This is a genomic window from Ketobacter sp. MCCC 1A13808 (assembly GCF_009746715.1).
Lineage (GTDB): Bacteria > Pseudomonadota > Gammaproteobacteria > Pseudomonadales > Ketobacteraceae > Ketobacter.
This window is the reverse complement of record NZ_VRKW01000002.1, coordinates 633,999-651,035: the sequence shown is the minus strand read 5'-3', so window position 1 is coordinate 651,035 and position 17,037 is coordinate 633,999. Positions and strand designations below refer to the sequence as shown.

Here is a 17,037-nt window from a genome sequence, read left to right as displayed (position 1 = left end):
GTGGCGTTAGAAAAGTACTCACTAGGGAAGGACCTGTTTTAAAAGCGAATACACTACAAATGGAGTTTGAGAAAAATGAGTTCTGAAAGCGTTAAGCATGGCCTGAGCTTCACCCGACGAAAATTTATGGGAGCGGCTCTGGCAGCGGGTGCGGTTACGACGCTGCCCGGTTGTAAATTTGTTGCTGGCTCGGGAAGTAATACGATTCCTGAGCCGCCCGATTTTCCCCCGGGTATCGAGTTATACCAACAAGGTTTTATTAATTGGGCACGCGAAACAAAAGTGTCCGGCGTATGGTCCTGTTCGCCGGTGACGGCAGATGACGTAGTGACCCTTGCCAACTGGGCCAAAGCCAATAATTATCGCTTACGCCCCTTCGGTTCCGGTCACGGATTTGCACCAACATTGATACCGCGAGGTGATAGCGGTGAGAATATCCTGTTGGTACATACCCACGACTTCATGAATCAGATCACGGTGAATGCCACCGAAGAGATCAAGTCCGTAACGGTGGGTGCCGGTGCCTATATCGAAGATATTTGTGCCGAACTGGAATTGTATGACCTCGGCCTGTACCACACGACTGCTCCTGGCGGAATTTCTATCGCCGGTGCTTTAGCTATGAACACCCATGGAGCAGCCACGCCCATGACCGGTGAAACATTACAACCCGGCCATTCCTGGGGAACGCTGAGCAACCTCCCGTTAGCCATAACTGCTGTTGTTTGGGACGACGCTCAGGGTCAATACGCACTGAGAACGTTTCAGCGAGATGAGCCCGGTATCGGGCCGTTGTTGACCTGTCTGGCCCGCGCCTTTATTACCGAAGTAAAATTACAGGTGGGTCCGAATCTCAAAATACGCTGCCAAAGCCATACCGGCCACGATATTGCTGAGCTTTTGGCTACACCCGAAACTCAGACAGAGAATTCTTTTGCCAATATGTCTGCCAATTATGGTACGACTGACATTATTTGGTATCCCCTCAGTTCAAAGCAAACCTGTTGGGTAAAAACCTGGACAGTTACGCCAGAAAAACCAGACAGTGCGCGTGAAGTGTTTGAACCCTATACCTTGTCTGATGGCGTGACGATGGCGCCGTTGGCTGCAGACGTGCTGTCGTCTGCGTTACGCACCTACCCCAAATTAGCGGTCGCGCAGTACAACACGCAATCGGTGAAAGGGGTGGATTCGTTGATGGCGAATGAAGATCCGGAAACCAAATTGAATGATCTGTGGGGCTCGGCTTATACCCAAACCCTGTATGTGCAACCATTGACTCCCCGCGTTACGGTTGCTGCCTGGGGTGTGATTGTTTCGCGCGACAATGTGCAGCGCGCGTTAAGCGATTTTTATCAATTCTTTACTCAGTTAGTGGCAGATTTTAAATCCCGTGGTTTGTATCCTTATACAGGTCCGGTAGAGCTGCGTGCGCATGGCTTGGATAATCCGGCCGACATTTTGATGCCGAATGCAGTTGAGCCGATTTTTTCCGGTGCCCGCCCCCATCCGGATCATCCGGAAAAAGATACGGTGATCTGGTACGCGATCAACAACAATGTTGATCAACCGGATGCAGCTGAGTTTAATACGAAACTTGAGCAATGGTTTATTAGCCATTATTCAACTTATGGCATTGTGCGTCCGGAATGGACCAAGTGTTATGCGTATAGTGAAGACGGGCCGTTTGGTGGTGGTTGGAGTAACGATGAGGTATTACTGGAAACGTTCCCGGATACCTGGCGCACCGGGTACCCGGCGGAAAGTAACTGGGATGCGGGCGTGGCGATGCTGAATTCCTACGATCCTCATCGTGTGTTTACTAATACCCACCTGGACAAGCTGTTTCCTGTTAGCTGATTTTCCAGCCCGGCCTAATGAATAGGTTTTCATTGTGCCGGGTTGTTCGTTTCTACCTATTTGTTTTTCTGGTTAAGAATGCTGAGCTGCTGCATGGTGCCCTGCACAACCAGCACAGAACTGTTTACCACCGCCTCTTGTGATTCCTTGTAGCCACCTAACATCCAGTGCGTTACCACCGTAAAGCACGCGCCATTCAGTGAAAAAGCGATGCCTTTCAGTACGTCATCGGGCAACGTCAGGTTGGGATAGAGAGTACGAATTAATTGTACGGAAACTTCGGCGTATAACTGCATTTTGGCGTGATGTTTGTCAGCAATCTCGGATCCGGCCGCAACGCTCTCCAGGCACAGAATCCGAACCATGCGATCGTTGCGCATGATCGTGAATAACAGATTCAGTGCCGCCACGGTTTTGTCATAAACCGATTCTGGCAAATGATGCAAGCCGGAAGCGTAAAATTCCAGGAGCTTGTTGGATTGCTGCTCATAGACAGCTTCGAACAAAGCCTCAGTGTCACTGAAAGACTCATAAAAGTAGCGCTCAGTCAGCCCGGCTTCCCGGCACAGGGCCCTTACTGTTGCCCCTTTGATTCCCAGCGTGCCGAAAATTTCCAAGCCGGCGGCAAGAAAGCGCTCACGCCTATCTTGTATGCGCTCTTCTTCACTGAGTCCGCCATAAGTTCGTTTGGATGTTTTGTTTTTTGTTGCGGGCATGGTCGTATAATGTGATGCGTGATCCGGAAACATTAAATCAATTCAGAGCAACAACCAACCGTTTTATTCGATATAAAACGGTTGGGCTGGCGAGGTTGATCCCAATTGGTAATATTAACATGTTGCATTGGAGTTATCAGAATAATACCCGGCACCGTATAGTGCCGTTGATTTCTCTTAGTTTTTCCACCGCCAGTTCACTGTGTGCTTTGTTCACATCCATTACTACATACCCAATTTTCTCATTCGTTTGTAAAAACTGGCTGCATATATTGATATTGTTGCTGGAGAAAATGGTGTTGATATTAGAAAGCACACCGGGAATATTTTTGTGGATATGCAAAATACGGTGCACATCGCCGTGTAAAGGCAGCGCCACTTCCGGGAAATTCACCGCAGAAATAGTGGAGCCGTTATCACTGTACTTGATGAACTTTTCGGAAACTTCCTGCCCGATATTGACTTGGGCTTCCAGTGTGCTGCCGCCAACGTGTGGCGTCAGAATAACGTTATCAAATTCTCGTAAGGGCGAAACAAATTCATCGTCGTTGCTGCGCGGCTCCACCGGAAATACGTCAATCGCGGCGCCGAGAATTTTCTTTTGTCGCAAGGTTTCTGCCAGCGCTTCGATATCCACCACGGTGCCGCGGGCGGCGTTAATCAGAATGCCGAGCGGTTTCATTTTTGCCAGTTGCTCTTTACCAATCATGTATTTAGTGGCATCGGTCTCCGGTACATGCAACGTCACGATGTCGGCTCTTTCCAATAATTCATCCAGGCTGCCGACCTGAACTGCGTTACCCAGTGGCAGCTTGGTGACCACGTCCTGGAAGATGACTTTCATACCCAGGTTTTCTGCAATGACACTGAGCTGCGATCCGATGCTACCGTAGCCCACGATTCCCAGCGTTTTGTTGCGGATCTCGAAGCTGTTGGTCGCCGTTTTCTGCCACCCGCCGCGATGACAAATGGCATTTTTTTCCGGTATACCACGTAACAACAGAATCGCTTCTGCCAGCACCAGCTCGGCAACCGAGCGGGTGTTAGAAAAGGGCGCATTGAAAACAGGGATTCCGCGTATCAGCGCGGAATTCAGGTTGACCTGATTGGTGCCGATGCAGAAGCAACCCACCGCTACCAGCTTTTTGGCGGCTTCAAACACGTCTTCGGTCAGCTGGGTGCGTGAGCGGATGCCGACAAAGTGGGCGTCGGCGATTTTTATCTTGAGTTCCTCTTCCGGCAGGGAGGTCTTCAGGTATTCAATATTGGTGTAACCGGCGCGCTCGAAGTTCTCTACGGCGGACTGGTGTACCCCTTCCAGAAGTAGAATGCGGATTTTACTTTTGTCCAGAGATGTAGTGCTCATGCGGTTCACATACCTATTTATTACGATCGCAGAGAGTGTCTGCTAATGGGCTTGAATTAAAGGCGGCTATGTTATCATATCGCTTTAAAAACGCAGTCCCGCAGCCAATAAATCTATGTGAAAATCTCACATGCCATTGTGAATATCCTTAATGGGGCTTCGATTGCGTGCCGTATTCATTTCTAACATTCTGTATTTAAAGAGAAAATAATGACCGACACCAACCCGATTATTGCCGGATTAGCGGAGCTTGTGGATGCCGGGCGTCTACTAACGGATGCAGACAGCCTGAGCCACTACGGCTGCGACTGGACAAAAAAATTCGAGCCGGCCCCTTTGGCTGTGGTGTTGCCGAAAACCCTGCAACAGGTGCAGGCCATCGTGCAATACGCCAACGAGCACAAGTTAGCTTTGGTTCCTTCCGGAGGCCGGACCGGCCTGAGCGCTGCGGCTGTTGCGGCTTATGGTGAGGTCGTAGTGGCCTTCGATTTGATGAATAAAATCAGTGAATTCAATCCGATAGACCGTACAGTCCGCTGTCAGGCCGGAGTGGTCACCGCGCAATTACAGTATTACGCCGAAGAACAGGATCTTTACTATCCTGTGGATTTCGCTTCAGCAGGTTCCAGCCAGCTGGGGGGCAATATCTCCACGAACGCCGGTGGTATCAAAGTCATACGTTACGGCATGACCCGTGACTGGGTAGCCGGTTTAAAAGTAGTGACTGGCAAAGGTGATGTGCTGGATTTGAATAACGATTTGGTCAAGAACGCCACCGGCTACGATTTTCGTAATCTGTTTATCGGTGCGGAAGGCACGCTGGGCTTAATTGTCGAGGCAACCATGAAGCTGGCGCGCAGCCCGGATAACCTAACAGTATTGGTATTGGGGGTGCCTGAGTTTGACGCCATTATGAACGTTCTGACGGCTTTTCAGAATCGTATTGATCTGACCGCGTTTGAGTTCTTTTCGGAAAAAGCAGTACAACTGGTCACTGCTCACCACAATGTTCCGCGTCCATTTGAAAGCGCCACACCGTATTATGCCTTGCTTGAATTCGAAGCTTCCAATGACAAGGTGCTGGAGCAGGCTATGACCTTGTTTGAAACCTGTGTAGAACAGGGTTGGGTTATGGATGGCGTCATCAGTCAGAGCGAAGCTCAGGCCGCTGCATTGTGGCGTCTGAGGGAAGGCATCAGTGAAACGCTGGCCCCGTTTACGCCCTATAAAAATGACGTGTCGGTCATGGTGTCGAAAGTGCCGGCTTTCCTGCAGGAAATCGACGAAATCGTAAATGCCCGTTATCCGGATTTTGAAATTGTCTGGTTCGGGCATATCGGCGACGGTAATCTGCACCTGAATATTCTAAAACCAGACGCATTGGACAAAGCGGAATTTTTCACCCGTTGTGAAAGTGTGAACACGGCAGTGTTTGAGACGGTGCAGAAATACGGCGGCAGTGTGTCAGCGGAACACGGAGTGGGCATGACCAAGAAACCCTATTTGCATTACACGCGAGCTCCCGCGGAAATTAACTATATGCGCTCGGTTAAGCAAATATTTGATCCCAACAATATTATGAATCCAGGAAAAATCTTCGATCTCTGATATTGAATTTAATTGGTTATACATAACAGGGGCCATGGCTTATGTACCAGCATATTTTGAATGGGAAAAGCGTAGATCTTCCGTTGGGTAAAATAGTTTGTGTCGGTCGTAACTATGCGGCGCACGCGAAGGAATTAAATAATCCGGTGCCCAGCTCGCCGATTCTATTTATCAAGCCTGCCACCGCAGCGATTACTATGGCGGATGGTATTGCGCTTCCTGCGCAGCAGGGGGAGTGCCACCACGAGCTGGAAATGTCGGTGCTGATCGGGGAAACCCTGAAAAATGCGGATGAAACCCAGGTTGGCAGCGGGGTTTTGGGATTTGGTTTGGGGTTGGATTTAACATTGCGGGAGGTGCAGGCTGGGCTGAAAGAGAAGGGGCACCCTTGGGAGTTGGCGAAGTCTTTCGATGGCGCGTGTCCGTTGACCGAGTTTGTGAGCGTGGACCGGGTCAGTGATCCACATCAAACCGAGCTGACATTGGAAATCAATGGGGAGCTTCGGCAGCAGGGGAATACCCGCGACATGATCACGCCATTGTATCCGTTGCTGGCTTTTATGAGTCGGCATTTTTCCCTTATGCCGGGTGACGTTGTGCTAACCGGCACCCCGGCCGGTGTCGGACCTTTGCACAAAGGTGATGAGCTTTTTTTGCAGCTTGGTGACGTGTTGAGCTGCAGTAGTATTGTAAAATAGAATCCAAAACCACACAGTAGAAGGAACCAGCCATGAGTCAATCAGTGTCCTATCGGGAGCAGGGTAATGTAGTGGTCATAACGTTAGATGATGGCCGCGCGAACGCAGTTTCACCGGCAATTTTGACTGAATTAAACGCCGCCTTGGATCAGGCAGAGAGAGTAGGAAAAGTGGTGGTGCTGATCGGCCGCGAGGGTAAATTTTCTGCCGGATTCGATCTCAATATTATGCAGCAGGGCGGTAAGGCGATGGCCCAACTGGTGGCCGACGGCGCTAAGCTCAGTTTACGGTTGTTGAACTTTCCGGTGCCGGTGGTTGTGGCCTGTAGCGGCCACGCTTTAGCCATGGGTGCGTTGCTGTTGTTGTCCACGGACTACCGCTTAGGTGTTGATGGCAACTTTAAAATTGGACTCAATGAGGTCGCGATCGGTATGACCATGCCCTATTTTGGTGTTGAGCTGGCACGTGGCCGGTTGAATAATGGTTACTTTGCCCGAGCAGTGGCAACCGCTGAAATTTTTACCCCTGAAACCGCAATGCAGGCCGGGTATCTGGATCAACTGAGTACTTCCGAGACGTTACTAGCGGACGCGTTGGCGTTGGCCGAGTGCTATGCAAAACTGGATATGACGACCTATCATGCGACCAAAATACGAGTCAGGCAGGGAATGATCGCTGCAGTGGCTGAAGGTGTAGCAAAAGAGTTCGGTGCAATTTAGGATGTGTTAGAAAAGCAAAGACTGCAACGTTAACAGTGCAGTTTTAATTCCGTACACCAAGACTAATTCGTTTCTATTAAAGCGCCCGCCTTAAGTGCAGTTCTAAATGCAATTATAAGTGCAGTGCGCTTTACCATTCAGAAAAACTCATCTTCCCCAACTCTTCAAACTGTGTTAATTATCTAATTAATCCGGCAGTGTACACTGTAGAAAATTTCAGTGTGTGATTAGACCGGCAGGCTGACTGCATCAATTGTGATGCATTGCTATCAGGGGGTTACCTTGAAATTTCTGGCGCTCGTATTTGTAATCTTGTCAGTTCACACTTTTGGTGCTGAAGTCTATGAATTTAAACCCAAACCCGAAGCAGTGGCGGAGCCGGTTCCTGAACTGGCGGTGACCGCCGCTCCCGTATTCGAAAAAACCATTGTGAAGCAGGCCAAGGCAGCGGTGCACTCACAACTGCAGGTTGAGCACGGACATATATTATTCCAGAACGTGCGATCAGTTTATGGTGAAGGGGGAGTGGAATTCGTATGCGGTGAATTCAGTGTAATAAATGCCGTCGGTGAACAGCCTGATATTATTCGATTTTCATTTCGGGCAGGCAAGCTTATATTAATTGAAGCTGGTGCGATGGACGCAGCAGCGCTGGTTCGCAATACACCCAATGTGATGCTCTCAAAAAACACAGAAGGTTGTAGTTAGGCGAAGTGTTTGCTTCGTGTGTTACTCCATTACCATGTTAATAAGTGCTTGCAGCGCCTGCCCCGGATTATCTCGTTGGGTGTAATACGTTACGTGATCATTGACTGGTTTCTGCTGCGATAACTCGATGCCCCACAGCGGATTAATCTCCTGGGGCAATAAAGAGTAACGAATATCTACGATACGATTGGAATTATCCGGATCTATTGCGGTATAGCCTGCTGAAAACCAATTAAATTTCAATACGTCTTTATATTGCTGAGAGTTCTTGTCCAGCCAGGGAAGGTCTCTTGCGATATCTAACTTTTTTATAGAATCGCCTAGCCATATCATTTCGCTTGAAATGCCCGGTTTCACTGCATCGACATAAAAAAGACCGTCATGTTCGTACACGGATTTCCACACCCATAAATTACCCAAACTTGGCTTGGCTTCGATTATGACACCCTGGTGATCTCTGCTTTGCGCGATTTCCTGTCCGATTTTGACGGCCCGTTGATGTTGTATAAATCCAAAGCTCAGATAACAACAGCACCATATCAGCCCCCCCACGAGCCAGTATTTAGATTGGGTTTTAAGGGTTAGCCAGACAGCGACCAAAAGGGGAACTGTAAATAGAAAATCGACAACAGCGATGATATCCCACGAAAATCGCTTATTGCTCAGCGGCCATAAAAGCTGAGTACCATAGGAGGTACAACCATCCAGCAAAGCATGAGTTGCGTAACCGAGCACACACCAGGTTATGGTTTGCGGCAACGTTAATTGCCATCGCCTGCCCAGTAAAAAATAAAGCGCGATACCACAGATCGCTCCGCCAATAGGAATAAAGAAAAGGGAGTGAGTGAAGTGACGATGAAAAGTCAGGGCGAGCATCGGATCCGTCATTGATCTGATCAAGATATCTAAATCCGCGGCCATTCCACCTAATGCGCCTAACACCGTGCCGTAAAGGAGGTGTTCACGCTTACTCTTTAATTGTCCCGCAGCGGCGCCCAGCACGCCTTGTGTTAGAGGATCCATTCAGCTCTTGTCTTCCTGCTAATTTTCAAATGTAATGCCCTGCGGTAGCCACCACCACGGTGAGAATACCCAAACATAAATTCAATCCCACCGTGCGACGAATCTGTACCAGGCGCTTACCACCCTCGGGCCAGTCTTCATTTTGCACGGCTAACTTCAGGCGCTTGAAGGGTGCAAAGTACAAATGGGCGAATATCAGCATCATTGCAATGCCCAGGGTAAGCATAAGGTGGACATGAAGTCCTACACCGCCCATTCCGCCCATCACAGCGAACACCATCCAGAACCCCGTAAGCAGAAGAATTGCGATCGCCACCCATACCCAGGGGAAGAAGCGGTTAAATACCCCTACCCAAAGCATCAATCGCAAGGGGGGTTCCAGCATTTGCGCGGCGGCGGGCCGTAGCGCCATATAAGCGAAAAACATCCCGCCTACCCAAATAACCGCGCCGAGAACATGCAGCGGGATTGTCAATATCATAGTGACCTCGATTGGGGTAACTGTCGGTGAAATTCAGACTTACCTTAACAGTGCTGCGCTTGTTGCGCACCGGATTTTATATCGGTTTTACATTCTCGGAGGTAGTTTTCGACTGATTATAGATCGGGAGGCGGTACTGCCCCTAATTCCCGATAGAGGGTAACCATTCCCTGAAAGCGAGCGAGCTGCAATTGCAGGCGGCTATCCTGCGCACTGAACAGTGAGCGCTGTGTCTCCAGTACAGTGAGCAAATCCACTCCACCCGCGCGGTAACGGGTTTGTGCCAATTCATTTGCGATTCGGGCCTGATTTTCCTGTTCAATCTGAGCTTCCAGTTGACGTTGCAGGGAGAGAACATTCGCCAGTGCCAGGTCGGCATCTGCCAGCGCAGAGAGCACGGTGCGCACGTAATCTGCAGCTAATTCTTCATACACCGATCGGCTGGTCTCTACTTGTGCGCGCAGGCTGCCACCCAGGAACAGTGACTGGGTAACCGAACCGGCGAGTGACCACAACGGGTCAGACGAAAACAAATCACCGGAATGCGCATTCTGCCACTGCAAAGAGCCATTTAGGCGCAGGCTGGGATACAGCGCTGCTCTTGCCACCACGATGTTGGCACCGGCTGCTTGCAGTATCGCTTCTGCCTGTTGCACATCCGGGCGGCGGGCTAATACCGCAGCGGGCAGATCCTGAGTGGTTTCCGGTAGTCGGAGATGATCCAAGCGGGTGCTTTCCAGAGTAAATCCCTGTGCCGGTCGGCCTGACAAAACGGCGAGTGCTGCGCGCGCCTGCCTGGCTTGCTGTTGCAGTGAAGGTATCGCTGCTGTCTGGCTTGCCACTTGTGCCCGTTGCTGTGCTAGTGACAGTGCCGTGTCGGCACCGTAACGATAGCGCGCCTCTACCACGTCCAGAACTTGTTGCGCGTTGGTTAGATTGTTGTTAGCTACCCGAATGCGTTCTTCCAGCGCCAACCATTCCAGATAGCGATTGACCACCGATGCAACCGTGGTAGTGCGAACGGTTGCTTGATCAAACTGAACGGCATCCCGTTGCGCGATTGCGGCATTACGAGTGGCTCGGTTAGAACCCCATAGGTCCAGCTCATAGCTGGCCGCGCCTGCCGCAGAATAAGCGTGATCACGGTCGCTGTTTTGGCTGCTCCCGCTGTGTTCTGCCAGACCGGAAAGCGATAGCGATGGCCACAACGAAGCGGAGGCTATGGTGACCTGGGACTGGGCCTGTCGTAATCGTGCCTGGGCCGCTGCGATTTCCAGGTTTTGTTGCAGAGCCCTTCGCACCAATTGATCCAGTGGTTGTGAGCCAAATCCCCGCCACCAATCAGCCGGTGGTGGCGGTGTATGTTGCGTCGAGTCGTCTGCATAGTCCCAATTGCTTACCACCGGTACAGCAGGACGCTCAACTTCTGGCGACAAAGTGCAGGCAGAGATCAATACCGCCAGCATACAAAGTGAAGCTAATTTGCCGTCGCGTATTGGCTTGGGGATAAGATTCAAGTGAGGTGATGCCATGCGATTCATGCTCTTTACGAAAATTATTTGGCTGTTGCGAAAAACATTATGCTGCAGGATTTCAGTCACTGGACAGTGCCACAACCGGATTCAGCCTTGCCGCCTTCAGCGCCGGCGCGAACCCGAAAATCAAACCGGTGCCTGCGGCACAGGCGAACGCCAGAATCATTGTGGAAATTGAAAACACCACGGACATTCCGAGTTGGCCGACAATGAGGCCAACGATAATCCCCAGCACCACGCCGAGGACACCGCCCAGCGCGGCTACTGCGATTGCTTCTACCAGAAATTGCTGCAGGATATTGCGTGTACGTGCTCCGGTCGCAACCCGCAAGCCAATTTCATGGATGCGTTCCGTGACACTGACCAGCATGATGTTCATCACGCCAATCCCTCCGACCAAGAGAGAAATTGCCGCAATGGAACCGAGCAAGACGGTCAGCGTGTTTTGGGTTTCGGAAACGGCCTCAATAATATCCGCCATATTACGTATGCGAAAATCCGCGTTCCCGTGCAGTTCTTTGAGTGCGCCTTCAATTTCTTTTTCAACACTCGACATCGCGGTCGTGTCGGCAACGGAGAGAGTTATAGACCGCACATTGGATTGTCCAAACAGCCTTAGATTGCCCGTGGATAACGGCACAAAAATAACATCGTCTGCGTCTCTTCCCCAGCCGGTAGCGCCTTTTTCATCCATAATGCCGATTACCTGAAATGGCACATTGTTGAGCAGGATATAGCGGCCGAGTGGATCTTTATTTTGAAATAAAGACGAGGAGACGGTTTGTCCGATCACCGCCACGGTAGCATAACTTTGCTCATCTTCCGGTGTGAAAAATGTGCCCCACACTACTGGCCAGTTCCGCTGCTCAGGGTAGCGCCAGGTGGTTGCGGTTACGTTGGTGTTGATATCTTCGGCTCCGGCCCGTGCAGTCACATTGCCTTCATTTTCAGGCACCGCGTTAGCCACGTTCGGCAGCTGGCTCAGGGTGTCTGCATCGTGCGGTACCAACGAGACCACGCCATTTTCACCCAAGCGCCCCCTGCCCTGGGGGTGAACCATTAGCAGGTTGGAGCCCATAGAGTTAATGCGCTGAAGAACCGATTGTTTTGCGCCTTCGCCAATGGCCAGCATGGCGACTACCGAGGCGACCCCAATTACAATGCCCAATAGCGTGAGTAGGGTGCGAAATAAATTAGCGTGCAGGGAGCGAAATGCCATGCCCGCGGCTTCTTTTAATTCTTCTGCGGGGTTTGGGTCAGCGCGGGACGCCGGTTGGTATGCTGCCAGTGCCGCGTCGGCGTGTTCGCCGCTATCGGCAATGATGTCACCATCCAGGATTTCAATTCGCCGGCGTGCGCGACTGGCTACCTCCCGGTCGTGGGTAATGATAATGACGGTATGGCCCTGGTCCGCCAGTTCCTCTAGCAGGGCCATGACTTCGGCACCACTTCTACTGTCCAGTGCGCCGGTGGGTTCGTCTGCAAGGATGACCTGCCCGCCATTAATTAATGCACGTGCGATCGACACTCTCTGTTGCTGGCCGCCTGACAGTTGTCCGGGTTTGTATTCTGTTCGTTCACCCAATCCCAGCCGTTGCAATAATGCACGTGCCCGGTCACGACGTTGCTGGCGGGAAAGGCCTGCGTAGATGGCAGGTACTTCCACGTTTTCCAGAGCCGTGGCATTGGCAATCAAATGGTAACTCTGGAAAACGAAACCAAATCCTTCACGGCGTAAGCGGGCAAGCTGATCTGAATTCAGCTGCTTAACGGGTTCACCGCCAAAATAGTATTCGCCGCAGGAGGGCGTATCCAGGCATCCCAGCAGATACATCAGCGTGGATTTGCCGGAGCCGCTGGCGCCCACAATGGCCACGAACTCGCCGGCTTGGATGTCCAGGTTTATATTTTTTAATACCTGAACGGCAAGTTCACCGTGGCCGAACGTTTTGCCAACGCCCCGCAGTGAGATCAAGGCCTGTTGAGTCGGGCAATCCATCAGAATAGTCCCGGTCCGCGAGGTCTTCGGGCTTTCTGAATAACGGGCTCTTTCGCACCGGCTAATACCACGAGCTCACCTTCTTTCAGCCCGGACTGGATCTGCGCCTGAATCCGGTTGCGGACGCCGACGCTGACCTCCCGTTGCGTGATTTTTTCGCCTTGCTTTACTGCGACCTGGTAGCGTCTGGCCGGGGATTTCGGGTCTGTTGGTAACGGTTCCAGTGCCGCTACGGGCACCAGGATGGTGTGTGCCGCTGACGCCAGAACAAATGAGATTTGCGCTGTCATGCCAGACATCAGATAGCCACCGGTATTTTCCACATCGAATAGGGCGGTATACAGCACCACATTATTTTCAACCAGAGGCGTCGGTAAGATCTGCCGTAGCGTGCTGTTCCAGGTGCGGTTGGAACTACCAATAAGGGAAAAGTAGACCGGCATCCCGATGTTCAATTGGGTGACGTCCGCTTCTGAGACTTCCGCTTCTACAGTGACGGTAGATAAGTCGGCTATACGCATTAGCAGCGGTGTAGTCTGGTTGGTGTTCAGGGTTACTCCCTCCCGCACTTCCAAGCTGACAACAATGCCGTCCATGGGGGCGAAAATACGAGTGTAGCCAAGAGTAGCCTCATCTTCAGTGAGCGTGGATGTGGTTTGTTTTATTTGTGCCTGCAAGGCTTTCACTTGTGCTTCAGCGCTGGCCACCGAGGCTTCTGCAATTTGGTATTCATCCTCACTAGTGGCGTTGGCCTTGCGGAGATTGTCTTGACGCTCGTATTGCAGACGGGCTAACTTCCATTGCGCTTTGGCTTGCGATAGTTGGGCTCTGAGTGCATCCAGCTGTGCGCGGTCGGCATCAACGCGGGCCTGTTGTACGGCAGCATCGATTTCTGCTAGTAGTTGCCCTTTGCTGACCGTGTCTCCTACTGAAACGTGCAGATGATTTAATTGTCCGGAAACCTGCGCTCCCACATCAACATAAGAGCGAGGCTGAATACTGCCTTGAGCCGTTACGACTTTTTCGATGTCGCCGCGTTTGACGCTCACGGTAGCTCCGCTATGCTCCGGCTCGCTGTCGGACGTGGCCCACCACCCAATGGCAATCACCACTGCCATTATGCCTCCGACCCAAAGAATCGATTTCACTGCTGTCACCCACCAATTGCTGAAAATTAAACCCGCTTAAATTCAGTATGGTTTGGAATATTGCAAGAAATATGAACTTTTACCGAAGCGGCGAATCAGGCCTGTCTCAGCTGCGGTGCAGCAGGGCCGCGATCGCACTCTCCGGCGTGGGATAAAATGCGGTACCGATATCGGGATGTTGCTCCGCAATACCTGAAGTCATCGGCGCCGCGCCGCAAAGCCACAACTCCGGACCCAGTATCGTTGTAATCTGCGCTTTTTCTTCTGCGCGCCAAATGCCGTTTTGAAATATCAGTCGTGGTTTTCGGGGGGCAGTCTTGATCAGATCAAGCCATACTTTTACGCTGCAGGGTTGATTGATAAGTTGAACCGGTTGTCCCGCGTCTGTTAGAGACAATGCAGCCATTGCCAACCGCCAAATCGGGGTATTTTCGCCACAGATTAGTTGCAGCTCGGTTGAGCCGGTCGCGTTTTTGCTCTGGGCTAAGCGCTGCACGACATAGCGCATCAGCTCGCTTTGCAGGAATGCGCTGGCCGCCAACCCGCTTGAACTGGATTGTAGCGAACGAAACACGGGTTCCAGTAGGTGAATGCGGCAAGTGTCCACGGGATAATTCAGAAAGTACTCGTGCAGGCAGGAGTCTACCTTGGCGGCAGACATACTCTGCACTGCTGAGCTGAGGCGAGTGGTCGCGTGCTGCCATGCACCATTGTCTGCGGAAGTTTCCGTATCCATGGGTGTTTTAACCGTCGGCGTGTCCAACAAGTCCTTAACACGGCTGACTGGAACGCCACGCCCGATCCATTTCACTATTTGTTCCACCCGCTTTACATCCGTTTCGCTATACAGCCGATGGCCTTTGTCGGTGCGTTGGGGCTTGAGCAGTCCGTAACGGCGCTCCCACGCGCGCAAGGTGACACTATTTACCTGGGTCCGCGCACAAAGCTCCCTGATAGGGAATCGGTTGGTACCGGTTTGATCTGAGTCTGACAACGCTTACTAACTCCTTTAGCCTGAAGGTGACATATATTCTTGTACAATTTTATGTTTGTACAATTATAACTTATACAATACTATTGTTTGTATAGGAAATTTGAGGGCCAAACATGCTGACTATAACCGATTCGAAGAATTCGTTGACCGATTCCTACGATGTGGCTGTGGTTGGGGCGGGCACCGCTGGATGCTTAGCGGCCTCTATACTGGCGGAATCGGGTTTTACCGTCTGTATGATTGAGAAAAGTCGGGGCGTCGGTGGCCGTGCCAGTCGCCGCAAGCTGGCGGCGGGCGTTGTAGATTTGGGTGCGCCGGGTTTCAGCGACGAGCGCTTGTTGCGCGGTACTCAACAAGCGCAGCTTTGGCGGGAGCGACTGCAGCATTGGTCGGAGCAGGGCTGCGTCGCTCGGTGGTCCTTCGCTGTCGGTCACTTTGGAGAGGGTAGTAAACCAAGCAACGAGGAACGGTTGTGCGGTGCCCCCAGCATGAACTTTTTGCACCGGCATCTCACTGCAACGATTCCGGTAATGTCTTGCAGCAGGGTTGTCCGGTTGGAAAGAGAGAACACGGACTGGATATTGCTGGGCGAGCAGGGCGCTCTTTTTGCCAAGGCCAGGCAAATCATCATTACCGCACCGGCGCAACAGACCAGGCCCTTGTTCGATTGGCCGGGCCCGTGGTTACCGGTTATGGATAACGCAGTCAGGCAGACGCAGGCGCAATGGGTCGCGGTTTTGCATTTTTCTACGGCGCAACCGCAGTTGGCGGATGTTTATCGCGGTGAGCATCCAGTGCTGGCAGAAGCCATCCGCGACAGCAGTAAGCCGTTCCGGCGTCATGAAGGTGAATACTGGGTCTTGCACAGTACGTTCAATTGGGCAGACGACCATTTGCATGCTCAGCCTGAGCACGTAGCGCAGAGTATGAAGCAGGCTTTTCTGGGATCAGTCGGCGGTGTTGCGGACCCAGCCGTAGTCTCCTGCCATCGCTGGCTGCTTGCCCAGCAGCGTTGCGCTTCAGAAGATCCCGGCTATCTCTGGAGCCAACAACTCAATATTGGGATTTGTGCTGATTGGTTGATGGGCGGTGGAATTGACGGCGCGTTGATGAGCGCTCAACAATTAGTGAGTGCGCAAATAATTAAAACCGGTTCAAAGGAGAAAAGCGATGAATAGCCCCAGACGCGAAGATGCAATCGAGTTACACAGGGAGCCGGATGAACGTATTCCGGTGGGTTTGAGTGCCTGTTTGGCCGGCCAGCCGGTGCGCTTCAACGGCGGCGCCAGTCAGTCAAAATTATGCTTGCAGCAGCTCAGTAAGTACTTTTCATACCAAACGTTCTGTCCGGAAATGGCGGCGGGTTTTGGAACTCCGAGACCCGCCATGCGCTTGGTGGGACAACCCGATTCCCCAACATTAACCTACAGTAATCGCCCTGGGGTCAATTTGAGCGCGCGTCTGCGGCAAGGGTTTGCAGGTAAGCTTGATCAATTCGCGGAATTGGATGGCTACATCCTAATGAAAAACTCACCCAGCTGCGGTTTGGAAAGAATAAAAGTCTATCAGCCAAGTGGTTATCCTCATGAGCAGCGGGTATCGGGCCTGTTCACGGCGGCATTAAAAGCGCAGTATCCACAGTTACCATTGGAAGAAGAGGGCCGCCTGCACGACGCCAAATTGTGTGAGAATTTTATCCTGCGGGTGTACGCTCATCGAAACTTTCGGGTGGATGTTTTAGACCAGCCTACACCAAAAAAATTAATTACCTTTCACAGTCGCTACAAATACCTTTTGATGGCCCATAATCAGGCTGCTTACAAATCACTGGGGAAACTGCTGGCCAACATCGACCGCACTGAGCTTGATCAATTGCTGCCAAACTACTTTGCCGCTTTTATGGAAGCGATTTCCAAGCCGGCAGATGCCCGCAACCACAGCAATGCGTTAATGCATGTGTTGGGCTACTTAAAAAATTCGGTACCGTCCCAAGCAAGGCAGAATATTGAATCAATTATTCATCAATATCGTCAGGGAATTGTGCCACTGGTAGCGCCGCTGACGCTTCTGAACCACTATGTCCGGCAATATGGAAATGATTATATTCGCTCTCAGTACTACTTGAGTCCTTACCCCGAAAGCCTGGGTCTGGCGAATCGCTTATTCTGATATTCGGGTATAC

The 17,037-nt window shown here is 51.5% G+C and carries 15 protein-coding genes; 7 read left to right on the top strand and 8 right to left on the bottom strand.

Translation table 11 applies throughout. The features are described 5' to 3' along the window. Nucleotides 1-75: 75 nt before the first annotated feature. The gene (locus FT643_RS06790) at nt 76-1,860 is read left to right on the top strand and encodes a cholesterol oxidase substrate-binding domain-containing protein (RefSeq protein WP_156870472.1); all 1,785 of its coding nucleotides are present in this window, start codon (nt 76-78) and stop codon (nt 1,858-1,860) included. A 56-nt stretch (nt 1,861-1,916) separates the two neighbouring features. Here FT643_RS06790 and FT643_RS06785 read toward each other — a convergent pair whose 3' ends face one another. Continuing rightward, nucleotides 1,917-2,576, bottom strand: coding sequence for a TetR/AcrR family transcriptional regulator (locus tag FT643_RS06785; RefSeq protein ID WP_198043367.1), 660 nt, complete (start codon nt 2,574-2,576; stop codon nt 1,917-1,919). Between the two features lie 136 nt (nt 2,577-2,712). Then, nucleotides 2,713-3,942 (bottom strand): phosphoglycerate dehydrogenase, encoded by a 1,230-nt coding sequence (gene serA / locus FT643_RS06780; RefSeq protein WP_156870468.1) that lies wholly within the window; start codon nt 3,940-3,942, stop codon nt 2,713-2,715. 210 nt (nt 3,943-4,152) lie between these two features. Here serA and FT643_RS06775 point away from each other — a divergent pair, with 210 nt between their 5' ends. The 4 genes from FT643_RS06775 to FT643_RS06760 all read left to right on the top strand — a co-directional run bounded on the left by FT643_RS06775 (nt 4,153) and on the right by FT643_RS06760 (nt 7,675). Further along, nucleotides 4,153-5,550, top strand: coding sequence for an FAD-binding oxidoreductase (locus FT643_RS06775; protein WP_156870466.1), 1,398 nt, complete (start codon nt 4,153-4,155; stop codon nt 5,548-5,550). A gap of 41 nt (nt 5,551-5,591) precedes the next feature. Then, on the top strand, nt 5,592-6,248 hold the full coding sequence (locus FT643_RS06770) for a fumarylacetoacetate hydrolase family protein (RefSeq protein ID WP_156870464.1): 657 nt from the start codon (nt 5,592-5,594) through the stop codon (nt 6,246-6,248). Between the two features lie 32 nt (nt 6,249-6,280). Further along, nucleotides 6,281-6,967: a crotonase/enoyl-CoA hydratase family protein gene (locus FT643_RS06765; protein WP_156870462.1), complete on the top strand. Its 687-nt coding sequence runs from the start codon at nt 6,281-6,283 to the stop codon at nt 6,965-6,967. Between the two features lie 282 nt (nt 6,968-7,249). Continuing rightward, nucleotides 7,250-7,675 (top strand): hypothetical protein, encoded by a 426-nt coding sequence (locus FT643_RS06760; RefSeq protein ID WP_156870460.1) that lies wholly within the window; start codon nt 7,250-7,252, stop codon nt 7,673-7,675. A gap of 21 nt (nt 7,676-7,696) precedes the next feature. On the opposite strand, the gene FT643_RS06755 is transcribed toward FT643_RS06760, so the two are convergent. From FT643_RS06755 to FT643_RS06730, 6 genes are all read right to left on the bottom strand, one after another. Then, entirely contained in the window at nt 7,697-8,698 is a 1,002-nt protein-coding gene (locus tag FT643_RS06755) for a metal-dependent hydrolase (RefSeq protein ID WP_156870458.1), read from the bottom strand. A gap of 25 nt (nt 8,699-8,723) precedes the next feature. Next, a complete protein-coding gene (locus tag FT643_RS06750) occupies nt 8,724-9,179 on the bottom strand; it encodes a CopD family protein (protein WP_156870456.1) in 456 nt (151 codons plus the stop codon). Between the two features lie 116 nt (nt 9,180-9,295). Next, nucleotides 9,296-10,711, bottom strand: a complete 1,416-nt coding sequence (locus tag FT643_RS06745; RefSeq protein ID WP_198043366.1) for an efflux transporter outer membrane subunit — start codon at nt 10,709-10,711, stop codon at nt 9,296-9,298. A 61-nt stretch (nt 10,712-10,772) separates the two neighbouring features. Then, nucleotides 10,773-12,713: a MacB family efflux pump subunit gene (locus FT643_RS06740; protein WP_156870452.1), complete on the bottom strand. Its 1,941-nt coding sequence runs from the start codon at nt 12,711-12,713 to the stop codon at nt 10,773-10,775. After that, complete coding sequence (locus tag FT643_RS06735) at nt 12,713-13,861, bottom strand: efflux RND transporter periplasmic adaptor subunit (RefSeq protein ID WP_198043365.1); 1,149 nt, start codon at nt 13,859-13,861, stop codon at nt 12,713-12,715. The genes FT643_RS06740 and FT643_RS06735 overlap by 1 nt, the downstream gene beginning before the upstream one ends. 106 nt (nt 13,862-13,967) lie before the next feature. Then, nucleotides 13,968-14,855 carry a MerR family transcriptional regulator gene (locus tag FT643_RS06730; RefSeq protein WP_156870450.1) on the bottom strand — a complete coding sequence of 296 codons (888 nt, stop codon included), beginning with the start codon at nt 14,853-14,855 and terminating at the stop codon, nt 13,968-13,970. 113 nt (nt 14,856-14,968) lie between these two features. Between FT643_RS06730 and FT643_RS06725 the strand changes: the two genes are divergently transcribed. Then, the gene (locus FT643_RS06725; protein ID WP_156870448.1) at nt 14,969-16,033 is read left to right on the top strand and encodes an NAD(P)/FAD-dependent oxidoreductase; all 1,065 of its coding nucleotides are present in this window, start codon (nt 14,969-14,971) and stop codon (nt 16,031-16,033) included. Next, nucleotides 16,026-17,024 (top strand): DUF523 and DUF1722 domain-containing protein, encoded by a 999-nt coding sequence (locus FT643_RS06720; protein WP_156870446.1) that lies wholly within the window; start codon nt 16,026-16,028, stop codon nt 17,022-17,024. The genes FT643_RS06725 and FT643_RS06720 overlap by 8 nt, the downstream gene beginning before the upstream one ends. The last annotated feature ends 13 nt before the right edge of the window (nt 17,025-17,037 follow it).